The sequence below is a fragment of the Sphingomonas sp. GW821-FHT09B04 genome (genome assembly GCF_059418285.1).
The window spans coordinates 99,605-117,463 of record NZ_JBWKPO010000004.1 but is presented as its reverse complement, the minus strand read 5'-3'; the positions used below and the strand labels follow the sequence as shown (position 1 = coordinate 117,463).

Annotated in this window: 21 protein-coding genes; 11 read left to right on the top strand and 10 right to left on the bottom strand. The window is 64.4% G+C overall.

Features of this window, described 5'->3' with window-relative positions:
* The first annotated feature begins 39 nt into the window (after positions 1–39).
* Together AC07NK_RS13440 and bfr are read left to right on the top strand one after the other, a co-directional pair.
* Complete coding sequence (locus tag AC07NK_RS13440; protein WP_075152142.1) at positions 40–210, top strand: (2Fe-2S)-binding protein; 171 nt, start codon at positions 40–42, stop codon at positions 208–210.
* A 105-nt stretch (positions 211–315) separates the two neighbouring features.
* A complete protein-coding gene (gene bfr, locus AC07NK_RS13435; protein ID WP_495171106.1) occupies positions 316–798 on the top strand; it encodes a bacterioferritin in 483 nt (160 codons plus the stop codon).
* A gap of 55 nt (positions 799–853) precedes the next feature.
* Here the strand turns inward: bfr and AC07NK_RS13430 are convergent, their stop codons facing one another.
* The 6 genes from AC07NK_RS13430 to panB all read right to left on the bottom strand — a co-directional run bounded on the left by AC07NK_RS13430 (position 854) and on the right by panB (position 5,894).
* Positions 854–1,300: an Hpt domain-containing protein gene (locus AC07NK_RS13430; protein WP_495171105.1), complete on the bottom strand. Its 447-nt coding sequence runs from the start codon at positions 1,298–1,300 to the stop codon at positions 854–856.
* Between the two features lie 52 nt (positions 1,301–1,352).
* The gene (locus AC07NK_RS13425) at positions 1,353–1,565 is read right to left on the bottom strand and encodes a sulfurtransferase TusA family protein (protein ID WP_495171104.1); all 213 of its coding nucleotides are present in this window, start codon (positions 1,563–1,565) and stop codon (positions 1,353–1,355) included.
* Entirely contained in the window at positions 1,558–2,913 is a 1,356-nt protein-coding gene (gene der / locus AC07NK_RS13420; protein WP_495171103.1) for a ribosome biogenesis GTPase Der, read from the bottom strand. The genes AC07NK_RS13425 and der overlap by 8 nt, the downstream gene beginning before the upstream one ends.
* Before the next feature lie 26 nt (positions 2,914–2,939).
* Positions 2,940–4,262: an outer membrane protein assembly factor BamB family protein gene (locus tag AC07NK_RS13415; RefSeq protein WP_495171102.1), complete on the bottom strand. Its 1,323-nt coding sequence runs from the start codon at positions 4,260–4,262 to the stop codon at positions 2,940–2,942.
* Positions 4,259–4,963 carry a tetratricopeptide repeat protein gene (locus tag AC07NK_RS13410; protein WP_495171101.1) on the bottom strand — a complete coding sequence of 235 codons (705 nt, stop codon included), beginning with the start codon at positions 4,961–4,963 and terminating at the stop codon, positions 4,259–4,261. Before AC07NK_RS13410 ends, AC07NK_RS13415 begins: the two co-directional genes overlap by 4 nt.
* A 70-nt stretch (positions 4,964–5,033) precedes the next feature.
* Positions 5,034–5,894 (bottom strand): 3-methyl-2-oxobutanoate hydroxymethyltransferase, encoded by an 861-nt coding sequence (gene panB / locus AC07NK_RS13405; RefSeq protein ID WP_495171100.1) that lies wholly within the window; start codon positions 5,892–5,894, stop codon positions 5,034–5,036.
* 126 nt (positions 5,895–6,020) lie between these two features.
* Between panB and AC07NK_RS13400 the strand changes: the two genes are divergently transcribed.
* A complete protein-coding gene (locus AC07NK_RS13400) occupies positions 6,021–6,485 on the top strand; it encodes a hypothetical protein (RefSeq protein WP_495171099.1) in 465 nt (154 codons plus the stop codon).
* Positions 6,486–6,492: 7 nt separating this feature from the next.
* Positions 6,493–6,708, top strand: a complete 216-nt coding sequence (locus AC07NK_RS13395; protein ID WP_495171098.1) for a helix-turn-helix transcriptional regulator — start codon at positions 6,493–6,495, stop codon at positions 6,706–6,708.
* Between the two features lie 4 nt (positions 6,709–6,712).
* Here the strand turns inward: AC07NK_RS13395 and AC07NK_RS13390 are convergent, their stop codons facing one another.
* The 3 genes from AC07NK_RS13390 to guaA form a co-directional block, all read right to left on the bottom strand.
* Positions 6,713–7,150 (bottom strand): hypothetical protein, encoded by a 438-nt coding sequence (locus AC07NK_RS13390; protein ID WP_495171097.1) that lies wholly within the window; start codon positions 7,148–7,150, stop codon positions 6,713–6,715.
* 70 nt (positions 7,151–7,220) lie between these two features.
* Positions 7,221–7,568 (bottom strand): arsenate reductase, encoded by a 348-nt coding sequence (locus AC07NK_RS13385; protein WP_495171096.1) that lies wholly within the window; start codon positions 7,566–7,568, stop codon positions 7,221–7,223.
* 5 nt (positions 7,569–7,573) lie between these two features.
* Positions 7,574–9,130, bottom strand: a complete 1,557-nt coding sequence (gene guaA, locus AC07NK_RS13380; RefSeq protein ID WP_495171095.1) for a glutamine-hydrolyzing GMP synthase — start codon at positions 9,128–9,130, stop codon at positions 7,574–7,576.
* Positions 9,131–9,251: 121 nt separating this feature from the next.
* Between guaA and AC07NK_RS13375 the strand changes: the two genes are divergently transcribed.
* From AC07NK_RS13375 to AC07NK_RS13350, 6 genes are all read left to right on the top strand, one after another.
* On the top strand, positions 9,252–9,830 hold the full coding sequence (locus AC07NK_RS13375) for a CHAP domain-containing protein (protein ID WP_495171094.1): 579 nt from the start codon (positions 9,252–9,254) through the stop codon (positions 9,828–9,830).
* A 164-nt stretch (positions 9,831–9,994) separates the two neighbouring features.
* Entirely contained in the window at positions 9,995–11,173 is a 1,179-nt protein-coding gene (locus AC07NK_RS13370) for a vWA domain-containing protein (protein WP_495171093.1), read from the top strand.
* Positions 11,174–11,402: 229 nt separating this feature from the next.
* Positions 11,403–12,605 carry a radical SAM/SPASM domain-containing protein gene (locus AC07NK_RS13365; protein ID WP_495171092.1) on the top strand — a complete coding sequence of 401 codons (1,203 nt, stop codon included), beginning with the start codon at positions 11,403–11,405 and terminating at the stop codon, positions 12,603–12,605.
* 31 nt (positions 12,606–12,636) lie between these two features.
* Entirely contained in the window at positions 12,637–13,623 is a 987-nt protein-coding gene (locus AC07NK_RS13360; RefSeq protein ID WP_495171091.1) for a hypothetical protein, read from the top strand.
* A gap of 2 nt (positions 13,624–13,625) precedes the next feature.
* A complete protein-coding gene (locus tag AC07NK_RS13355) occupies positions 13,626–14,447 on the top strand; it encodes a trypsin-like serine peptidase (RefSeq protein WP_495171090.1) in 822 nt (273 codons plus the stop codon).
* A gap of 67 nt (positions 14,448–14,514) precedes the next feature.
* On the top strand, positions 14,515–14,973 hold the full coding sequence (locus AC07NK_RS13350; RefSeq protein ID WP_495171089.1) for a nuclear transport factor 2 family protein: 459 nt from the start codon (positions 14,515–14,517) through the stop codon (positions 14,971–14,973).
* 204 nt (positions 14,974–15,177) lie between these two features.
* Here AC07NK_RS13350 and AC07NK_RS13345 read toward each other — a convergent pair whose 3' ends face one another.
* A complete protein-coding gene (locus AC07NK_RS13345) occupies positions 15,178–15,471 on the bottom strand; it encodes an Hpt domain-containing protein (RefSeq protein WP_495171088.1) in 294 nt (97 codons plus the stop codon).
* A gap of 99 nt (positions 15,472–15,570) precedes the next feature.
* Between AC07NK_RS13345 and AC07NK_RS13340 the strand changes: the two genes are divergently transcribed.
* Entirely contained in the window at positions 15,571–17,859 is a 2,289-nt protein-coding gene (locus AC07NK_RS13340; protein WP_495171087.1) for a hypothetical protein, read from the top strand.

Below are 17,859 nucleotides of genomic sequence, written 5' to 3'. Positions count from 1 at the left end.
GCAGTCGCCCTAACTGTTGCGAATAGCGTGAGGGTTTCGATGGTCGTCTGCGTCTGCAATGCAATTCGCGAGAAGGATGTGCGGGAAGCTGCCCGTGACGGTGCGATGAGCGCGTGCCAGGCCTATCGCGCACTCGGACGTCAGGCGAAATGCGGCCAGTGCGTGCCGTTTGCGCGAGCCATTATCGATGCCGAGCGTGCAGCTGCGTAGCGTTCGCAGGTCCTGAAAACCGCAGAAATCCGCCATTTTTGACTGTCTGAAGCGTCGTTTCCGCGCTATACTCGTGCCCGGATTTCAACGGAAGGCACGACAGCCATGAAGGGCGACCCCAAGGTCATCGACTATCTCAACGAGGTGCTCAAGAACGAGCTCACCGCGATCAACCAATATTGGCTGCACTACCGCATGCTCAATCACTGGGGCATCAAGAAGCTCGCCGAGTTCGAGCGGCACGAATCGATCGACGAGATGAAGCACGCCGATATGGTGTCGGAGCGCATCCTGTTCCTCGACGGTCTTCCCAACTTCCAGCTGCTCGGCCGCCTGCGCATCGGCGAAACAGTCGAAGAGGTGCTCCAGGCCGATCTCGATCTGGAATATGAGGCGGTTGCGGTGCTCAAGGACGCGATCGAACATAGCGAAAAGGTCCGCGACTATGTCAGCCGCGACCTGTTCCGCCAGATCCTCGACAGCGAAGAAGAGCATGTCGATACGCTGGAAACCCAGTTCGAAATGATCGAACGCATGGGCATCCAGAACTACATCCAGCTCAACTCGAAGCCCGAAGAGGCAGAGTAAGGCTCGGGAACGAAGTACGGGACGGCCTGTGTGCCGTCCCGTCAGTCAGGGGACTCTAAAGCCCTGGGCGACGGCCAAAGGCCGCAGCCGGACGCCGCTCCACCAGCGGGTTCGCCTCGCGCTCAAGCAGCGACAATGTCGCCTCGAACAGCGGGCGCAGCTCTACGACATGCTGCAATGCCTCGCTCGGCTCGTAGCGGTTCTCGACGCAATGCCGCGCGATCGTTTCGATCGCTGCCGCGCAATCAGCGAGCGGTTCCGCACCAAATTGCTGCGATTCGCCCTTCAGCGTATGCGCTGGAAGCACCAGTGCGGCCGCGTTATTCGATCGCATCGCCTCTTCGATTTGTGCGACCGATTTGACGCCATCCTCATGGAAATAGCCGAGGATACGGACGAAATTGGCGCCCAGCTCGGTGCGAGTCTGCGAGAACGCAGTCCAGTCCACCAGCCTGTTCGGATCGTACGACGCCAATTCACCCTCCCGCGACATGCGGCTCATCTGTATGATGAATAAGGGCAAATCAGTAAACGACCGGTTGACGCGGTAGCATTCAACCGATGCGAAACGCGATAGCTCCATCGGTTTCAAGCACTTCGATCCCCGCGCCGCGTGCGGCTGCAAGTGCGCGGATCTCGCGCTCGGCAGCCGGATCGTCGGCCAGAATCTCGACCATTCCGGTCCCGCCCCGTAAAGCACGCGCCAGCCGCAGCGCCGGCCAGGGGCAGCGTAAACCCCGCGCGTCGATCCGGGTCAGCTCATTCACGGTCGAACGGGTTCTTCGACGGGCGCATCGTCAACCGAACCGGCACCGCGCCGAAATCGAACTCCTTGCGCATGCTGTTCACCAGATAGCGCTCATAGCTTTTGGGCAGCAGGTCGACCCGGGTTCCGAACAGGATGAAGCTCGGCGGACGCGTCTTGGCCTGGGTGACGTAGCGCGGCTTGATCCGCTTGCCGCCGGGCGCGGGTGGCGGGTTGGCTTCGATCGCGCGCTCGAACCAGCGGTTAAGCTGGCCGGTGGTGATCCGCCGTGACCATGCATCGCGCGTTTCGAACGCGACCTTGAGCAAGGTATCCAGTCCCTTGCCGGTCACCGCAGACACGGTGAGCAGCGGCACACCCTTGACCTGCGCCAGTCCCTCGTCGAGCGCCCCCTTGACGCCATTGAACAGGCTGGAGGCATTTTCAGCCACGTCCCATTTATTGAGCGCGATCACCAGCGCGCGGCCTTCCTGCAGCACCTTGTCGGCAATCTTGAGATCCTGGACCTCCAGCCCACGGGTGGCATCCAGCAGCAGCACGACCACCTCGGCAAAATCGATCGCACGCAACGCGTCCACGACCGACATCGACTCGAGCTTTTCCTGCACCTTGGCGCGCTTGCGCATCCCCGCCGTATCGATCAGGCGGACCGGGCGCATATTGCCCTCGAAATCTTCCCACTCGTAGTCAATCGCGATCGAATCGCGGGTAATTCCCGCTTCCGGTCCAGTGATCAGCCGATCCTGCCCGAGCATGCGGTTGATGAGCGTCGATTTTCCCGCATTGGGTCGACCCACAACGGCAAGCTTGAGAGGGCCCTCTCCCTCCGGATCTTCCTCGGGTTCATCCTCGCGTTCGATGAACGGCAGCAACGCCTCGAACAGGTCCGCAATCCCTTCGCCATGTTCGGCGGAGAAGGGCACGGGATCGCCGAGTCCCAGCGCCATCGCCTCATGGACGCCGGGCTCGGCAGCGCGTCCCTCCACCTTGTTGGCAAGCAGCACGACCGGCGTGCCTGAACTGCGCACCCAGCGCGCCACCTCTTCGTCGAGGGGGGTGATTCCCGCGCGGGCATCGATCATGAACAGCGCGACGTCGGCCTCGCGCACCGCGGCTTCGGTCTGCACGCGCATCCGGCCGGGCAGACTCGCTGCATCCTCATCCTCGAACCCGGCGGTATCGATGATCCGGAAGGGCACGCCGAGCAGATCGGCGTCGCCTTCGCGCCGGTCGCGGGTCACGCCAGGCTGGTCATCGACCAGCGCCAGGCGCTTTCCGACAAGGCGGTTGAACAGCGTGGATTTGCCGACATTGGGTCGGCCGATGATTGCAACGGTGGGACGGGACATCCAAGCCTCCTATCCCAACGCGACGCTCAGCGATAGGCGGTGATCTCACCCTTGTCGCTCAGGGTGTACAATACGCCGTTCGCGACCACCGGGCTCAGGCTCACCGCCTCCTTGCCCTCGATCGTCGCGCCGACGCTGCCGTCGACCGGCGACACCGAGACCAGTTCGCCCTGCGAGTTGGACAGCCACAGCCTGTTGCCCGCCAGCACCGGACCGACCCAGGTGATCGCATTCTTTTTCTTTTCCGCGTTCCGGAATCCGCGGAGCTGCGAGATCCAGCGAACCTTGCCAGTGCCACGCGCAATCGCGACGAGGCGCGCGTCGTCGGTAACGACGAACAGCCACTCGCCTGCAATCCACGGGGTCGAAATGCCTGCGATATTCTGTTCCCACAGGCGCTGGCCGCTGGCGAGTTCGACGGCTGCCATGCGCCCGCCCTGCCCGACCGCATAGACACGGCCCTGATCGATCACCGGTTCGGCGTCGATATCGGCAAGGCTCGACACCGAGGTCGAAATGGTCGAGCGCGACAGCGTGTCGCTCCACAGCGAGCGGCCATTTTCGTAGCGATAGGCGTTCAGTTCGCCCGACGAGAAGCCCGCGACGACGGTGCCTTGCGCGATCGCAGGCGCCGCAGCCCCGAACACGCCCTGCGATTCGAGCGTTCCCGACTGCGTCCAGACGGTGTTTCCGTCGGCGGCAGAGAGTGCGAACAGCTGGTTGTCCTGCGTCACGACATACAGATTATTGTCCGACACGCTCGGTGCGCCGCGCAGCGGGCCGCCCGGCTTCTTGCGCCAGACTTCGGTACCTGCGGCAGCATCGAGCGCCACGACGTCGCCCAATCCGTTGGTGGCATAGACGCGCCCGCCGTCGAAGCTCACGCCACCGCCGAAAGCCGCGCCGCGATTTTCTTCACCCTTGATGGTCGAGACCTGCCAGCGTCGTGCGCCGGTCGCTGCATCGAATGCATGAACCGAACCCTCGGTATCCATCACGAACAGCGTGCCGTTCGCGATCACCGGCGCCGCGGCAAGGCGCGTGCGCCCGCTGGTGCCCGGGATCTTCACCGACCAGATACGCGCGGGCGTTTCGCTGAACGTCAGGTGCCCAAGCACCTTGGCAGCATTGCCGCCCGGCTGGGTCCAGGCGTCATTCGACGTTGCCGCCGGCACCACCACCTGAACTTCGGCGATCGTGGGATCGGCGATGATGTTCGTCTCTGCTGCCAGAATCGGCACGCGCTGACCCAGCACCGGCGTCTTCTTGTCGCCGCCCTTGAAAATGCCACAAGCGCTGAGCGCCACCAGCGCCGCCATCGCGACGGGTACACGAACCGACTTCATCATTTCGCCTTCTTGTCCTCACCATCGTTCGGAACGGCATCGACGCCGAGCACACCCGCCATCTGCAGCGCGCGCGTCCGGATTGCCTGCGGCACACCATCCGTCTTGGAAATGTCGGCGTAGAGCTTGCCCGCCTCGGCGCGCTTGCCCATCCGCAGCTGCGCGATCGCAACCATCTCACCTGCGCTACCGAACCACGGGCTGTCCTTCACCGCGATGCCGCCCAGCCGTGAGACCACCTGGTCGGGCTTGAGCGAATCATATTCGGCGGCGGTCTGGCGAATCAGGGCCAGATCGCGGAATTCCTGCGGTACATTGCTGTCGGCGGCGATGGCAGCCAGGGCGGCCGCGCCGCCTTTCAGGTCGTTCTTGGCCAGCAAGGCATCGGCCTGAGCAAAGCGCGCTGCCGCGCTGAACCCGACGGAACTCGATGCTGCCAGCGCTTTGAGCGGCGCCTCGGCTTCCGGTGCCTTGTTCTCGTTCAGCGCCTTGACCGCAGCCTTGAGTTTCTCGCCCTCCTCACCCCGGCGTTCGCCGCTGTGGCTCTGCCAGTAGAGCCAGCCACCGAAAGCGATCAGGCCGGCCACGACCAGACCGATGATCCAGCGGCCGTAATTCTGCCAGACGTGCAACGCCTGATCCTTGCGCAGCTCTTCATCGACCTCGCGCAGAAAGGCTTCGTTGCTTTGCGGGCTCAGCGCCAAGGGTCACTCCATCGGGGTAAGGGATTTCGGGCGCGGACCTTAGCCGCGCTCTCTGGGAAACGAAAGCGGATCAATCCTTGGGCTTGTACACTTGTTCGTCGCCGGGGAAACTCCGATCACGCACTGCAGTGGCATAGGTTTCAACCGCGGCGGAAATGCGGCCAGCCAGATCATCGAATTTCTTCACAAACCTTGGCGTGCGCTCGAACATGCCCAGCATGTCTTCGGTCACCAGCACTTGCCCATCGCACTGGGCCGACGCGCCGATCCCGATGACCGGGCACGAGACTGCTGCGACGATCTCATTCGCCAGCGTTTCGACCACCCCCTCGGCGACGATCGAAAAGGCGCCGGCATCGGCGATCGCCTTCGCATCGCCGATGATCTTGGCATATTCGGCATTACCACGCCCGCGCGCACCATAGCCGCCCAGCGCATTCACCGCCTGCGGTGTCAGGCCGATATGCCCCATCACCGGGATGCCGCGAGCGGTGAGGAACGCGACCGTCCCGGCCATCGCCTCGCCCCCCTCGAGCTTCACCGCCGCCGCGCCGGTCTCAGCCAGGATACGCGCCGCCGACGCAAAAGCCTGTTCGGGGCTCGCCTCATAGCTGCCGAACGGCATGTCGATCACCACCACCGCGTGATAGCTGCCCCGTACCACCGCGGCACCATGCGCGCACATCATCTCCAGCGTCACCGGCAGCGTCGACGGAAGCCCATAGATCACCTGCCCCAGGCTGTCGCCGACCAGCAGCACGTCGCAATGCGGGTCGAGCAACTGCGCCATCCGCGCGGTGTAGGCCGTAAGCATCACCACCGGTTCCTTGCCCTTGCGATTCTGAATCGCGGGCACGGTCAGCCGTTTCATCGGCGCCGGAGTCGGGTGCGCGCGGCTGGTCGAGGTATCGAGCGTGAAGGTCGTGGACATGGCGCGGCGATAGCGGATCGCTCCGGGCCATTCCAGCGAAACGGCACGAGCAATGTTCAGTACGATTGACTCTATGTTCAATATTTTTTACATCGAGTCGCATATTACGAACATACAGGAGATCACATGGCGTATCGGGAAAAGGTGCAATGGGCTTCGCTCGCGATCGGGCTGACTGTCTGGGGACTCTATTTCGCACGGTTCGCGGCTTCGCTCGCCAACGGACAGCCCACGCCGCAGGATGCTCTGGGCGGTTTCGTGAGCGCGGTGATCCTGCTCGTCGTCCTCCAGGTCGCCGCGATCATCGCCATCGCGATCCACCGCCCATCGGAAGCCGAACTGCCCGCCGATCCGCGCGAGCGGGAGATCGAAGGGCGCGCCGCCATCGCCGGCTACATGGTGCTCTGCGTCGCCATATTCGCCGTCATGCTCGCGACACCGTTACTCACCATTTCCGGTCCCGCGGCGCTCGGCCAGCCGGGCGGCGCAGCTGCAGCGATGCTGGTCGGCAACGCGCTGCTCGCCGCACTGATCTTCGCGTCAATCGTCCATTCGGTCTGGCAGATCGTCCTCTATCGCCGTCAGGCTTGAGCGGATCATGGCTACCCCGCCCATCACCAACCAGATCCGCACGCTCCGCTTTCTCACGGGCGAGATGACACAGGCCGAACTGGGCGACCGTGTCGGCGTCACGCGCCAGACGATCGCCGCGATCGAGCAGGGCAAATATTCGCCTACGCTCGAAACCGCGTTCCGGATCGCCCATATCTTCAGGAAGCCACTGGAAGAGGTCTTCCAGTGGCAGGGCGACTAGCCGCTCAATGCAGCCAGCCGCGCTTCTTTGCGATGCCGGAAATCCAGATCTGGAACAGCGCAATCACGAAGATGAGCGCCGGGAAAAAGGTCGTGGAACCGCCCTTCACCGCGATCATGTCGGTCGCGAGGAAGACATAGCCGAACTGGATCACCACCGCGATCAGCGACAGCCAGAAAAGCGTCACCGCCCATTTAGAGCGAAGCAGCAGCGCGATCGATCCCAGCAGACCCGCCCCTACCGCAACGGCAAAGTCGATCGCGAACCAGCCGGGCAGCGCCGCGAAATAGGCGCGATCCCAGTCGTTGGCGTCGGGGTTCATCGCCGCGCCCTTGGTAACATGCAGATAGAAGGCCCAACTTCCGGCGAGCCCCCAGAGCAGCAATATGCCGCCGACAATGTAGAACCAGGGGGGTGGCTTCTGTACGAACCGGCTTGCCATCGGAACCTCTCGCTTGGATCGTTCGATGGCGCGCAGCCTACCCTAAATGGTGAATTTGCCAATCACCCCGTCAAAGCAGCGCCGTAGCCCATTCCTCAGGCTTGAATCCCACCAGCACGCCACCGCGATACTCCACTACCGGCCGCTTGATGACCGACGGGTTCGCCGCCATCAGCCGCAGCGCCTTGGCCTGATCGATATCGGTCTTGTCGGCATCGTCCAGCTTGCGAAAGGTCGTGCCCGCGCGGTTGAGCAGCTTCTCCCAGCCCGCGACTTCGGCCCACTTCGCCAGCCGGGCGGGGTCCGCGCCTTCCTTCTTATAGTCGTGGAAGGTGTAAGCGATCCCGTTGGCGTCGAGCCAAACCCGCGCCTTCTTCACCGTGTCGCAATTGGGAATGCCGTAAAAAGCGACGGTCATCGCGATCACTCCCACTCGATCGTGCCCGGCGGCTTCGACGTATAGTCGTACACCACGCGGTTGACGCCCTTCACCTCGTTGACGATCCGCGTCGCCACGCGTGTCAGGAAGCTCGCATCGAACGGATAGACATCGGCGGTCATGCCGTCGGTGCTGGTCACCGCGCGCAGACCGCAGACGCTCTCATAGGTGCGCCCGTCGCCCATCACGCCGACCGTCTTGACCGGGAGCAGCACCGCGAATGCCTGCCAGATCGCGTCGTACAGGCCGGCGTTGCGGATTTCCTCCAGATACACCGCATCCGCCTTGCGCAGGATATCGCAGCGTTCCTTGGTCACTTCGCCCGGAATGCGGATCGCGAGGCCCGGTCCCGGGAACGGGTGGCGGCCAACGAAGATGTCGGGCAGCCCCAGCTCGCGGCCGAGCGCGCGGACCTCGTCCTTGAACAGTTCGCGCAGCGGCTCGACCAGCTTCATGTTCATGCGGTCGGGCAAGCCGCCGACATTGTGGTGGCTCTTGATCGTCACCGACGGCCCGCCCGTGAAGGAAACGCTCTCGATCACGTCGGGATAAAGCGTGCCCTGCGCCAGAAACTCCGCCCCGCCGATCTTCTTCGCCTCTTCCTCGAACACGTCGATGAAAGTCTTGCCGATGAACTTGCGCTTGGCCTCGGGGTCGGTGACCCCGGCCAGCCCGTTCAGGAACAGCGTCTCGGCGTTCACATGGACGAGCGGAATATTATAGTGGCCGCGGAACAGCGACACGACCTGATCGGCCTCGCCGCTGCGCATCAGCCCATGGTCGACGAACACGCAGGTCAGCTGCTCGCCGATCGCCTCATGGATCAGGACCGCCGCGACCGCGCTGTCGACGCCGCCCGAAAGCCCGCAAATCACCTTGCCCTTGCCAACCTGCTTGCGGATTTCCTCGATCTTGGCCTGGCGGAACTCCGCCATCGTCCAGTCGCCCTTGAGCCCGCACACATGCCGCACGAAGTTGGCGAGCAGCTTGCCGCCGTCCGGTGTGTGCACAACCTCGGGGTGGAACTGCATCGCATAATAGCGGCGTGTGTCGTCGGCGATCACCGCGAATGGTGCGCCGGAGCTTGCCGCGACCGGGCGGAAGCCGGGGGCGAGGCTCGTCACCTTGTCGCCATGGCTCATCCACACCTGATGCGTTTCGCCTTCGGCCCACAGGCCGTCGAACAGCACGCAGCTGTCGGCGATCTCGATAAAGGCGCGGCCGAATTCGCCGCTGTCGCCCAGCTGCACGTTGCCGCCCAGCTGCTGCATCATCACCTGCTGGCCATAACAGATACCCAGCACCGGCAGCCCGGACTCGAAGATCGCGTCGGGAACCCGCGGCGATCCGTCGTCGAGCACCGATGCAGGCGAGCCCGACAGGATCACCCCGCCCGGTTTCATCCGCTCAAAGGCCTCTGCGGCGGCGTTGAAAGGAGCGATTTCGCTGTAGACGCCCGCTTCGCGCACACGGCGCGCGATGAGCTGGGTCACCTGGCTGCCGAAATCGACGATAAGGATGGATTCGCCCGGCTGTGTCATGGCGGGTCGATAGGCAGGTGCAGGCAGAGTGTAAAGGCACCGGTGCGCAGCTTATGGCCGATGCCGCGTTAACCATAATCGCAAACCCTTCCGAAGCGCAGACAAGCGTATCTCCCGGCGGATGAAGTCGAACCGGACCCCCCGCCGGATCGTCTTGTCGATGCTCGGCGCCGCATCTCTCTTTGCGGCGCCAGCGTCGGCATCGATCCTCGATTATGTTGGCGAATGCGTGCCCTTTGCGCGTCAGGCCTCAGGCATCCAGATCTGGGGCGATGCCTGGACCTGGTGGGGACAGGCGCAGGGCAAGTACCAGCGTGGTGACGTGCCTGAAGTCGGCTCCGTCGTCGCCTTCTCAAAATCAAGCGCTCTGCGCCTCGGCCATGTCTCGGTCGTCAGCCGCATCATCGAACCGCGCGTCATCATGGTGACCCACGCCAACTGGTCGCGCTTCGACGGCAAGCGCGGTCAGGTCGAGCAGGATGTCACCTTGTTCGACGTCTCACCCGCGGGCGACTGGAGCGAGGTCAAGGTCTGGTATCGCGACACCCGCGGCCTCGGCTCGACCATCTATCCGGTCCATGGCTTCATCTATGGCCGCCCGGCCAGCGGCGCGAAGGTCGCGGCGGCCCGCCCTGCCCCCGAGCTCACCGGGGACCGCCCCGACTTTGTCGGCTCCCTGCTCGACGCCTACGCACGGTAGCCCCATATTCCCCGTCATTCCGGCCTTGTGCCGGGATCCACGGTGGGGCGAACAATGCCCTCGATCCTCATGCGTCACCGCCTGATGTCCGGTGGATCCCGGCACAAGGCCGGGATGACGGGAGAAGGCTGGACGCGCCCGCTCCCCCGCGCCAAACTCCCCGCATGTTCTTCTCCTTCGTCGACCAGCTTCGCGCCGCGGGCATCTCTGCCAGCATGAAAGAGCATCTCGTGCTGCTCGAAGCACTCGACCGCGACGTGATCGATCGCACGCCCGAGGCCTTCTATTACCTCGCCCGCGCAACCTTCGTGAAGGATGAGGGGCTGCTCGATCGCTTCGATCAGGTCTTCGCCAAAGTCTTCCGCGGCATCTCGACCACCTTCGGCAACACCACCGCCGACATCCCCGAGGATTGGCTCAAGGCCGTTGCCGAGAAATACCTCACCCCCGAGGAAATGGAGGCGATCAAGTCGCTCGGCTCGTGGGACGAGATCATGGAGACGCTCAGGCAACGGCTCGAGGAGCAGCACGCCCGCCATCAGGGCGGCAGCAAATGGATCGGCACCGGCGGCACTTCGCCCTACGGCAATTCCGGCTACAATCCGGAGGGCGTCCGCATCGGCGGCGAAAGCAAGCACAAGCGCGCGCTGAAAGTGTGGGACCAGCGTGAGTTCAAGAATCTCGATTCCACCCGCGAGCTCGGCACCCGCAATATCAAGGTCGCGATGCGCCGCCTGCGCCGCTTCGCACGTGAGGGCGCGGCAGACGAGCTCGACATTGACGCCACGATCGACGGCACCGCGCGTCAGGGCTGGCTCGACATCCACATGCGGCCCGAACGGCACAATGCGGTGAAGCTCCTCCTCTTCCTCGACGTCGGCGGGTCGATGGATCCATGGGTCAAGCTCTGCGAAGAGCTGTTCAGCGCCGCCACCTCCGAGTTCAAGAACCTCGAATTCTTCTACTTCCACAATTGCCTCTACGAAGGCGTGTGGAAGGATAATCGCCGCCGTTTCACCGAACGCACGCCAACTTGGGACGTGCTCCACAAATATGGCCACGACTATAAGGTGATCTTCGTCGGCGACGCGTCGATGTCGCCCTATGAGATCAGCCACCCCGGCGGCTCGGTCGAGCATTTCAACGAGGAAGCCGGCGCCGCGTGGATGCAACGCGTCACCAACACCTACCCAGCCGCCGTCTGGCTCAACCCGATCCCCGAAGAACAATGGGGCTATTCGCAGTCGGTCCGCATCCTGCGCGAGTTGATGAACGAGCGCATGTACCCGCTGACGCTGGCGGGACTCGACGATGCGATGCGCGAGCTGAGCCGCAAGGCCTAGGTGCAGCCAGCAGTCTCCGCGACTGCACCCGTTGACACCATCATGGATCAACCGATCCCTTTCCCGACACTGAATAGAACCACTTCGGCTACGACTTCACTAAGTCATCCGCCTCTCATGAAGTAATCCGTTGACTATAGTTCGACTCGCATTCGGATCGCCAGGCTCGATCCATTGTTTGCGCAGCCGCTGAACACGCTGACTCCGACATTCTTTGGAGGTCAACTACATGAACAACACGCGAGGAAAGCTCGGCGTGATCGATATTTCACGCCGTTCGCTGCCGATACGGTCAGCACCCACATTTCCCGTACCCGTTCAGCGGGTGACAGCTGTTCAGGATGTCGAATCGACCCGCGCCTTCAACATGAGCGAGTATGTTGAAAGCGATCCGTTCAACATCCTCATCCTCAACTATACGATGACCTGCCCGCTTGCCTGCGACTATTGCTGCTACAAATGCGGCCCGAAGCGCAGCGAAACGATGGATCTTCAGTTTGCGCTGAATCTCGTCGATCAGGCTGCAGCGCTCGGCGTCTTCGCCGAATGCGGCTTCACCGGCGGAGAGCCGCTCGTCTACTTTGACGACATCATCGCACTCACCACGCGGATGGCGGGCTATGGCCTCCCCTTCTCGATGATCTCAGCCTGCGACTGGGCCACCGACGACGCCGCAACCGCCGCCAAGCTCCAGCCGCTGATCGATCGCGGCATGTCGGTGTTCACCGCGAGCTATGACCCCAGCCATGAACGCTTCGTACCGCGGGCAAATGTCGAGCGCGCGATCGATTATGTCCTCTCGCGCGGCGTCCGCGGCGTGCTGTGCGGCAGCTTCTACGACGACAAGACCAACCTTCACGACATGTTCCCGGCCTATGCGAACAATCCGGAGGTCAGCCTTGTCACTCGCGTTGTGCTGCCCAAGGTGGGGCGTTCAGAGAAGCGCGAGATCCCGCCAAGCTACTACGCCAACACCGACACTTCGCCCGGCGGCACCTGCTACAAGCGCTTCTATCATGATGTCACCGTCTTCTGGGACGGCGAGGTCTATCCGTGCTGCTCGGTCTACAACCGCTCCACGCCCGGGATCAGCTACGGCAACGCCTATGACGAACCGCTGGCGTCGATCTGGGACCGGGTCGCGGGCTCATTGTTTCTCAAGCAGATCAAGCAGGGCGGTTTCGACGGCCTCTATCTGTTCGTGGAGGACCGCGATCCGGCGCTGGCGAAGCGCCTGCCCGACCGCACCAAGGCGATCGGCCCTTGCCATCTCTGCCACTTGCTGATGGGCGACGCCACGCTCGCCCGCGATGTCCATGCGCTGTTTGCGCAGGAAGAGCGCGACCGCGTCCGCGCGCTCCTGAAGGCTGTTCGGACGCAACAGGGCGACGCCGTCGCCGACAGGCTCATCCACGAGGTGCTTACGACCTGAATCCCCTTTCCCATAGCGATGGAGGTTTACCATGACCGACACGAGGTCCGATCTCGAGCAACAACTGCTCGACAGCCCCGCAGCCCGCGCTCGCGTGCTCGCTCAGGCTCTGGAGACGATGGAGGATGGCGGCGGCAGCGGCGCGACGCAGGAAAACTATAACGCGCTGCTCGGCGCCAACATCGCCGACGCACAATCGTTCATGGGCACGCTCAAGGCGTCGACTGTGGTCGTCGCCATCGCCTCCGCCGGGCAACGCGGCATCGGCGGGCGCGGCACCCAGGCCTACACCATCAGCCAGGCCGTGATCGGCGAGCGCGGATCGCTCACCGGTGCCGGTACGCGGGCTTCGACGGTGGTCATCGCCATCGCTTCGGCCGGTGATCGCGGTTCGCTGACGGGGGCCGGAACCCGTGCCTCTACGGTTGTCATCGCCATCGCCTCCGCAGGGGATCGTGGTTCACTCACCGGCGCGGGCACGCGCGCCTCCACGGTCGTGATCGCCATTGCCTCCGCCGGCGACCGCGGTTCGTTGACGGGTGCAGGCACCAGAGCGTCCACCGTCGTCATCGCTATAGCATCGGCCGGAGACCGGGGCTCGCTCACTGGCGCTGGAACGCGCGCATCCACCGTGGTCATCGCTATTGCTTCGGCGGGCGGGCGCGCCGCGGGGCTCGGCGGCATTAGCGGCATCGGCGCGCGCGCCAGCACGGTGGTGATCGCCATCGCCTCCGCGGGTGGCCGTTCGGCCGGAATCGGCGCGATCCGCGGCGGCTTCGAATCGACCGGTGCACAGGCTTCGCCCGGTGAGATCGCCAACGCGCTGCGGCAACTCGCCGATCTCGTCGAAGCAGGTGGCGCTGCGCCCGGCCCCGAATCCGCCGAACTCACCGCAGCCGCCGAAGCGATGGTCGCCGAGGCACAGCAGCTCAGCCAGTCGGCGCATGAGCTTGCCGCCAGTGGCGAGGAAATGGCGAGCAGCGCCGAGCAGGAGCTCAATCCCGGCAGCGGCGCCTAGAGGTGGAGGGCGAGCCTCTCCTGCAGCGCGCGCTTACCGGCGGGTCCGGGGGTCCGATCGAAGGACCGCCGGTCCGCTGGTGCGCCGGCCGCACGTCGACCCGCGTGACCGAACTGGCACAGCGCCAGACCATCCCCCGGTCCCAGCATGATGCGATGGTCGTTCAGGAGCAGCTGATCGGGACCAACAATCTGAAGCCCATCTCGTACCTGATGTGGGCCTATCAGATCGCCGCCGCCGTGGCGCTGGTGCAGGTTCCGGGACGCGGCACTGGCACCGGCTTCCTGATCGGCGCCAACGTCCTGCTGACCAACAATCATGTCCTCCGCAATGCAGAAGAGGCCGGGGTCGCGAAGGCGCGCTTCAACTACCAATATGACCGGTCGGGGCGACTTGAACCGAGCGAGTATTTCGACCTTCAGCCGGGCCTCGTCTTCCACACCAATGTCGAGCTCGACTATTCGATCGTCGGGGTCGCCGGCGCACCCGGCCACCGCTACGGCGTGATCCCGGTGAGCGGGACCGCGATGGTCAATGTCGGCGAACCGGTGACGATCATCCAGCATCCACTTGGCCAGCCCAAGCAGATCGCGATGGTCGACAACGAGGTGAAATACGCCGATTCGAAGGTCGTCCAGTACCTCACCGACACGCTGCCCGGCTCATCGGGTTCGCCGGTGTTCAACGGCGATTTCGAGCTGATCGGGCTGCATCACAGCGGCGGCTGGGTACCCGAACCGGAGACGAGTTCGACCCATTTCCGCAACGAAGGCATCTATGTCGGAGCGATCGTCGCGGATCTGGCGCGCAACGGCTTCGCCTGACGCCGCAGGCTGGGCTTGATATCCACTGCCGCGGCTGCTTGTCTGCCGCAAGACAGGGAGGGTCTCCATGCTTGCGCGCATTGCCATCGCCTCGATTGCCCTGCCCCTCTCCCCGACGTCCGCCGCTGCGCCGCTGGAGTCCGTCATCACTGGTCCGCGTAACACCGATGCGCTCGCGATCGCCGATGCATTCGACCGCGCACAGCTCACGCAGGATCGCGCCAGGCTCGAGGCCATGGTCGACGACGACCTTATCTTCATTCAGGGAAGCGGTGTGCGTGCCGGGAAGCGCGCCTTCATCGATGGCTGGACCACACCGGGCGACCAGTTCGACCCCGTCAAGCTGATCGACCGCACCGTCCTCTGGCTCGGTCCTGACACCTTCATGGTCACTGCGTCTACCACGCTCCGCGGAATGTCCGGCGGAAAGCGCTTCGCCAGCAGCTTCCACTTCACCGACACCTTCCGCCGGACTGCCGGAACCTGGCGCGCCATCCATATTCAGGTGACCCGCATCGCCGGATAGCGAACCGGGCAACCCGCTCGACACCCGCCCCTCGCAGCGCCAGGGCAAATGCTTGAAATGTTGGATTTCAGCTGCTTCGATCGATCCTGCTCTTTGAGATCGTCAACCAGTCCCGCTTGACACCGGCGCGTGAAAAACATGCCGAACGTGTCAACTTGCCTCGCGTGCGCGTGGCAGTGTGACTTTTGGGACTTTCAGAGGTGGCTACAGCCGCTCCACCGCGCGCTGAATCTTGCGCAGCACGCCGGAATCGCCCGCGTGCGAATCTGCCGCTTCCTGCGCCAGCGCCATCAGCCGTACCGCGCCAAAGCTCGCCGCCAGCCCCTTGAGCCGGAGGGCCGCACCGCGCCAGGTTTCAGGATCATTTGCCGTCGCGAGCGACTTGAGCGCACGTTTCGCGCTGTCGAGAAACGCTTCGCGCAACTCGGCGATCAGGCCGGGCTCATCGCCCACAGCCGCCGCCAGTGTCGCATCGATTGCACCGGGATCATAAGCCATGCCGTGTGTTTAAAACGGCGTGCTTAATGACTGGTTTCCCGGCGCTATTCCGATTTGGGTGATCCGTGCTAGATTGGGACGATGAACGGGGGAACCAGGATGGCCGGCTTCGCGGCGCACGAGGAAGACGCGCTCACGCTCGTCGAGGAGCCAACACAAGCACCGGCAAGCGCCGCGCATCCGGCCTATGATCCGGCAGAAGAAAACGAGTCCGAGGACGTCTATCGCGCGCCCGGCGAATGGCTGGTGCCGCTCCTCGCCGCTGGTCTGACCCTCGTCTGGTTCGGGGTGATGGGCTGGTTGCTCCAGCCTGCGCTTTCGGCGCCGATGCCGCCGGTGGAGCTGGTCCAGCTGATTGCCGCGCTCTGCGTCCCCCCAATCCTGATCGGTATCTTCTGGCTGCTCGCCCGCCGGTCGAGCCGCTCGGAGGCGCGCCGCTTCGGCAACACCGCCCGCGCAATGCGCGAAGAGGCGGCAAGCCTCGAACGCGTCGTCGCAACGCTGGCGCGCAAAATCGAGGCGAACCGTGCTGCGCTCGCCGCGCAGACCACCGCGCTGATGGCGATGGGCGACGACGCCGCCGAGCGGCTTCAGGCCGTCTCCAACGGTATGGCCGCGGGCGCAAAGCAGATCGACAGCAGTGCGCGGACGCTGGTCGACAGCACCGCCAATGCCGAGAAGAGCATCAACATTGTCCTCGCATCGCTGCCCAGGGCACATGGCGGCATGGTCGACATGGCCGCTACGCTCGATAGCGCCGGCCTCATGGCCAGCGAGCACGCCGCCGCACTCGACGCGCAACTTGCTGCGCTCGCCGAGCGCGGTCGTGAGGCCGACAACGTCGCCGGCGGCGCCGCCCAGCGCCTGGCCGCGCACATCGCCAAAATGGAAGCGACCAGCGAGACCGCCGGCACCCGGCTGGAAGGCGTTGCGGACCAGATGTCGGGCACCGTCGACGCGATGCTCGACCGTACCGCCGCCGCAGTGGATGAGGCGCGCAAGGGCATCGCCGCGCAGGGCGAAGCGATGCTTGCGATGCTCGCGACGAACCAGGCTTCGCTCGACGCCGCCGGCCGTGAGAGCATCGAGACCGTCGGCGCCCGCATCGGGGAAGTGGAGGAAACCATCAGCCGAATCGCCGAGAAGCTTGGCGACGAGCAAACCCGGATCGACATCCTGCTCGCGTCGGTCACCGGCGGCATTGCCCAGGCCGATGGCGCAATGGCATCGCTCCACGCCGCAGGGATGGACCGTACTCAGGCGCTCTCGGCCTCGATCAGCGCACTCGACAGCTCGACCGCCGCGATGACCGAAACGCTCAAGATCGGCGACGAGACCGCGCGCCGCGTCATCGTCACCGCCGAAGACCTGCTCACCGCGCTTGATTCCTCAGCGCGCGAGATCGACGAGACCATGCCCGAAGCGCTGGCCCGGCTCGAAGACCGGATCGGCACCACCCGCACCGTCATCGCGGGCGCCAAGCCCGAGCTGCTCGCGCTCGTCACGGCGGCGGAGAGCACGCACGACGCGATCGAAGCGATTGCCGACGTCGTCTCGCGTCAGCGCGAAACGCTCATCAAGACTCAGGCTGCGCTCATCGAAACGCTCGATTCGGGGCATGAGAAGACCGATCAGCTTGAGGAGATTGTCGACCGCGCGATCGCCAATGCCCGCCGTTTCGCCGACGATGCAGCGCCCCAGCTGGTCGAAGCATTGCTCCGCATCCGCGAGACCGCCAGCGCCGCCGCCGAGCAGGCGCGCGCGACGCTCTCCGGTCTCGTTCCCGAGGCCGAACGGCGGCTCGAGGAAGCCGGCAGCACCGCGATGCGTCGTGCGATCGACGCAGGTGTCCGCCAGCAGCTCATCGAGCTCAATCAGGTTTCCGAAAGCGCCGTCACCACCGCCAGCCGCGCGTCGGAGCGGCTGACCCAGCAGATGATGAGCATTGGTGAAACCTCAGCCGCAGTCGAACGCCGGATTGAGGAGGCGCGTGCCGAGCGCGAGGAAGCCGATCGCGACAATTTCGCGCGCCGCGTCTCGCTGCTGGTCGAGGCGCTCAATTCCGCCGCAATCGATATCACCAAGGCGTTTGCGCACGAAGTCTCGGACAGCGCCTGGTCGGCCTATCTCAAGGGCGACCGCGGCGTCTTCACCCGCCGCGCCGTCCGCCTGCTCGACAGCGGCGACGCGCGCGAGATCGCATCGCTCTACGACAGCGAGCCGCAGTTCCGCGAGCAGGTGAACCGCTACATCCACGATTTCGAGGCGATGCTGCGTCAGGTACTCGCACTGCGCGACGGCTCGCCGCTCGGCGTCACCCTGCTCTCCTCCGACATGGGTAAGCTCTATGTCGCGCTGGCACAGGCGATCGAACGGCTGCGGACCTGA

Coding starts and splice junctions, on each gene's coding strand:
- AC07NK_RS13350 (WP_495171089.1), top strand. CDS start 14,515: ATGCTTGCGCGCATTGCCATCGCCTCGATTGCCCTGCCCCTCTCCCCG.
- AC07NK_RS13340 (WP_495171087.1), top strand. CDS start 15,571: ATGGCCGGCTTCGCGGCGCACGAGGAAGACGCGCTCACGCTCGTCGAG.
- guaA (WP_495171095.1), bottom strand. CDS start 9,130: ATGACACAGCCGGGCGAATCCATCCTTATCGTCGATTTCGGCAGCCAG.
- AC07NK_RS13430 (WP_495171105.1), bottom strand. CDS start 1,300: ATGAGCCGCATGTCGCGGGAGGGTGAATTGGCGTCGTACGATCCGAAC.
- AC07NK_RS13385 (WP_495171096.1), bottom strand. CDS start 7,568: ATGACCGTCGCTTTTTACGGCATTCCCAATTGCGACACGGTGAAGAAG.
- panB (WP_495171100.1), bottom strand. CDS start 5,894: ATGTCCACGACCTTCACGCTCGATACCTCGACCAGCCGCGCGCACCCG.
- AC07NK_RS13415 (WP_495171102.1), bottom strand. CDS start 4,262: ATGATGAAGTCGGTTCGTGTACCCGTCGCGATGGCGGCGCTGGTGGCG.
- AC07NK_RS13400 (WP_495171099.1), top strand. CDS start 6,021: ATGGCGTATCGGGAAAAGGTGCAATGGGCTTCGCTCGCGATCGGGCTG.
- der (WP_495171103.1), bottom strand. CDS start 2,913: ATGTCCCGTCCCACCGTTGCAATCATCGGCCGACCCAATGTCGGCAAA.
- bfr (WP_495171106.1), top strand. CDS start 316: ATGAAGGGCGACCCCAAGGTCATCGACTATCTCAACGAGGTGCTCAAG.
- AC07NK_RS13375 (WP_495171094.1), top strand. CDS start 9,252: ATGAAGTCGAACCGGACCCCCCGCCGGATCGTCTTGTCGATGCTCGGC.
- AC07NK_RS13370 (WP_495171093.1), top strand. CDS start 9,995: ATGTTCTTCTCCTTCGTCGACCAGCTTCGCGCCGCGGGCATCTCTGCC.
- AC07NK_RS13390 (WP_495171097.1), bottom strand. CDS start 7,150: ATGGCAAGCCGGTTCGTACAGAAGCCACCCCCCTGGTTCTACATTGTC.
- AC07NK_RS13360 (WP_495171091.1), top strand. CDS start 12,637: ATGACCGACACGAGGTCCGATCTCGAGCAACAACTGCTCGACAGCCCC.
- AC07NK_RS13345 (WP_495171088.1), bottom strand. CDS start 15,471: ATGGCTTATGATCCCGGTGCAATCGATGCGACACTGGCGGCGGCTGTG.
- AC07NK_RS13440 (WP_075152142.1), top strand. CDS start 40: ATGGTCGTCTGCGTCTGCAATGCAATTCGCGAGAAGGATGTGCGGGAA.
- AC07NK_RS13395 (WP_495171098.1), top strand. CDS start 6,493: ATGGCTACCCCGCCCATCACCAACCAGATCCGCACGCTCCGCTTTCTC.
- AC07NK_RS13365 (WP_495171092.1), top strand. CDS start 11,403: ATGAACAACACGCGAGGAAAGCTCGGCGTGATCGATATTTCACGCCGT.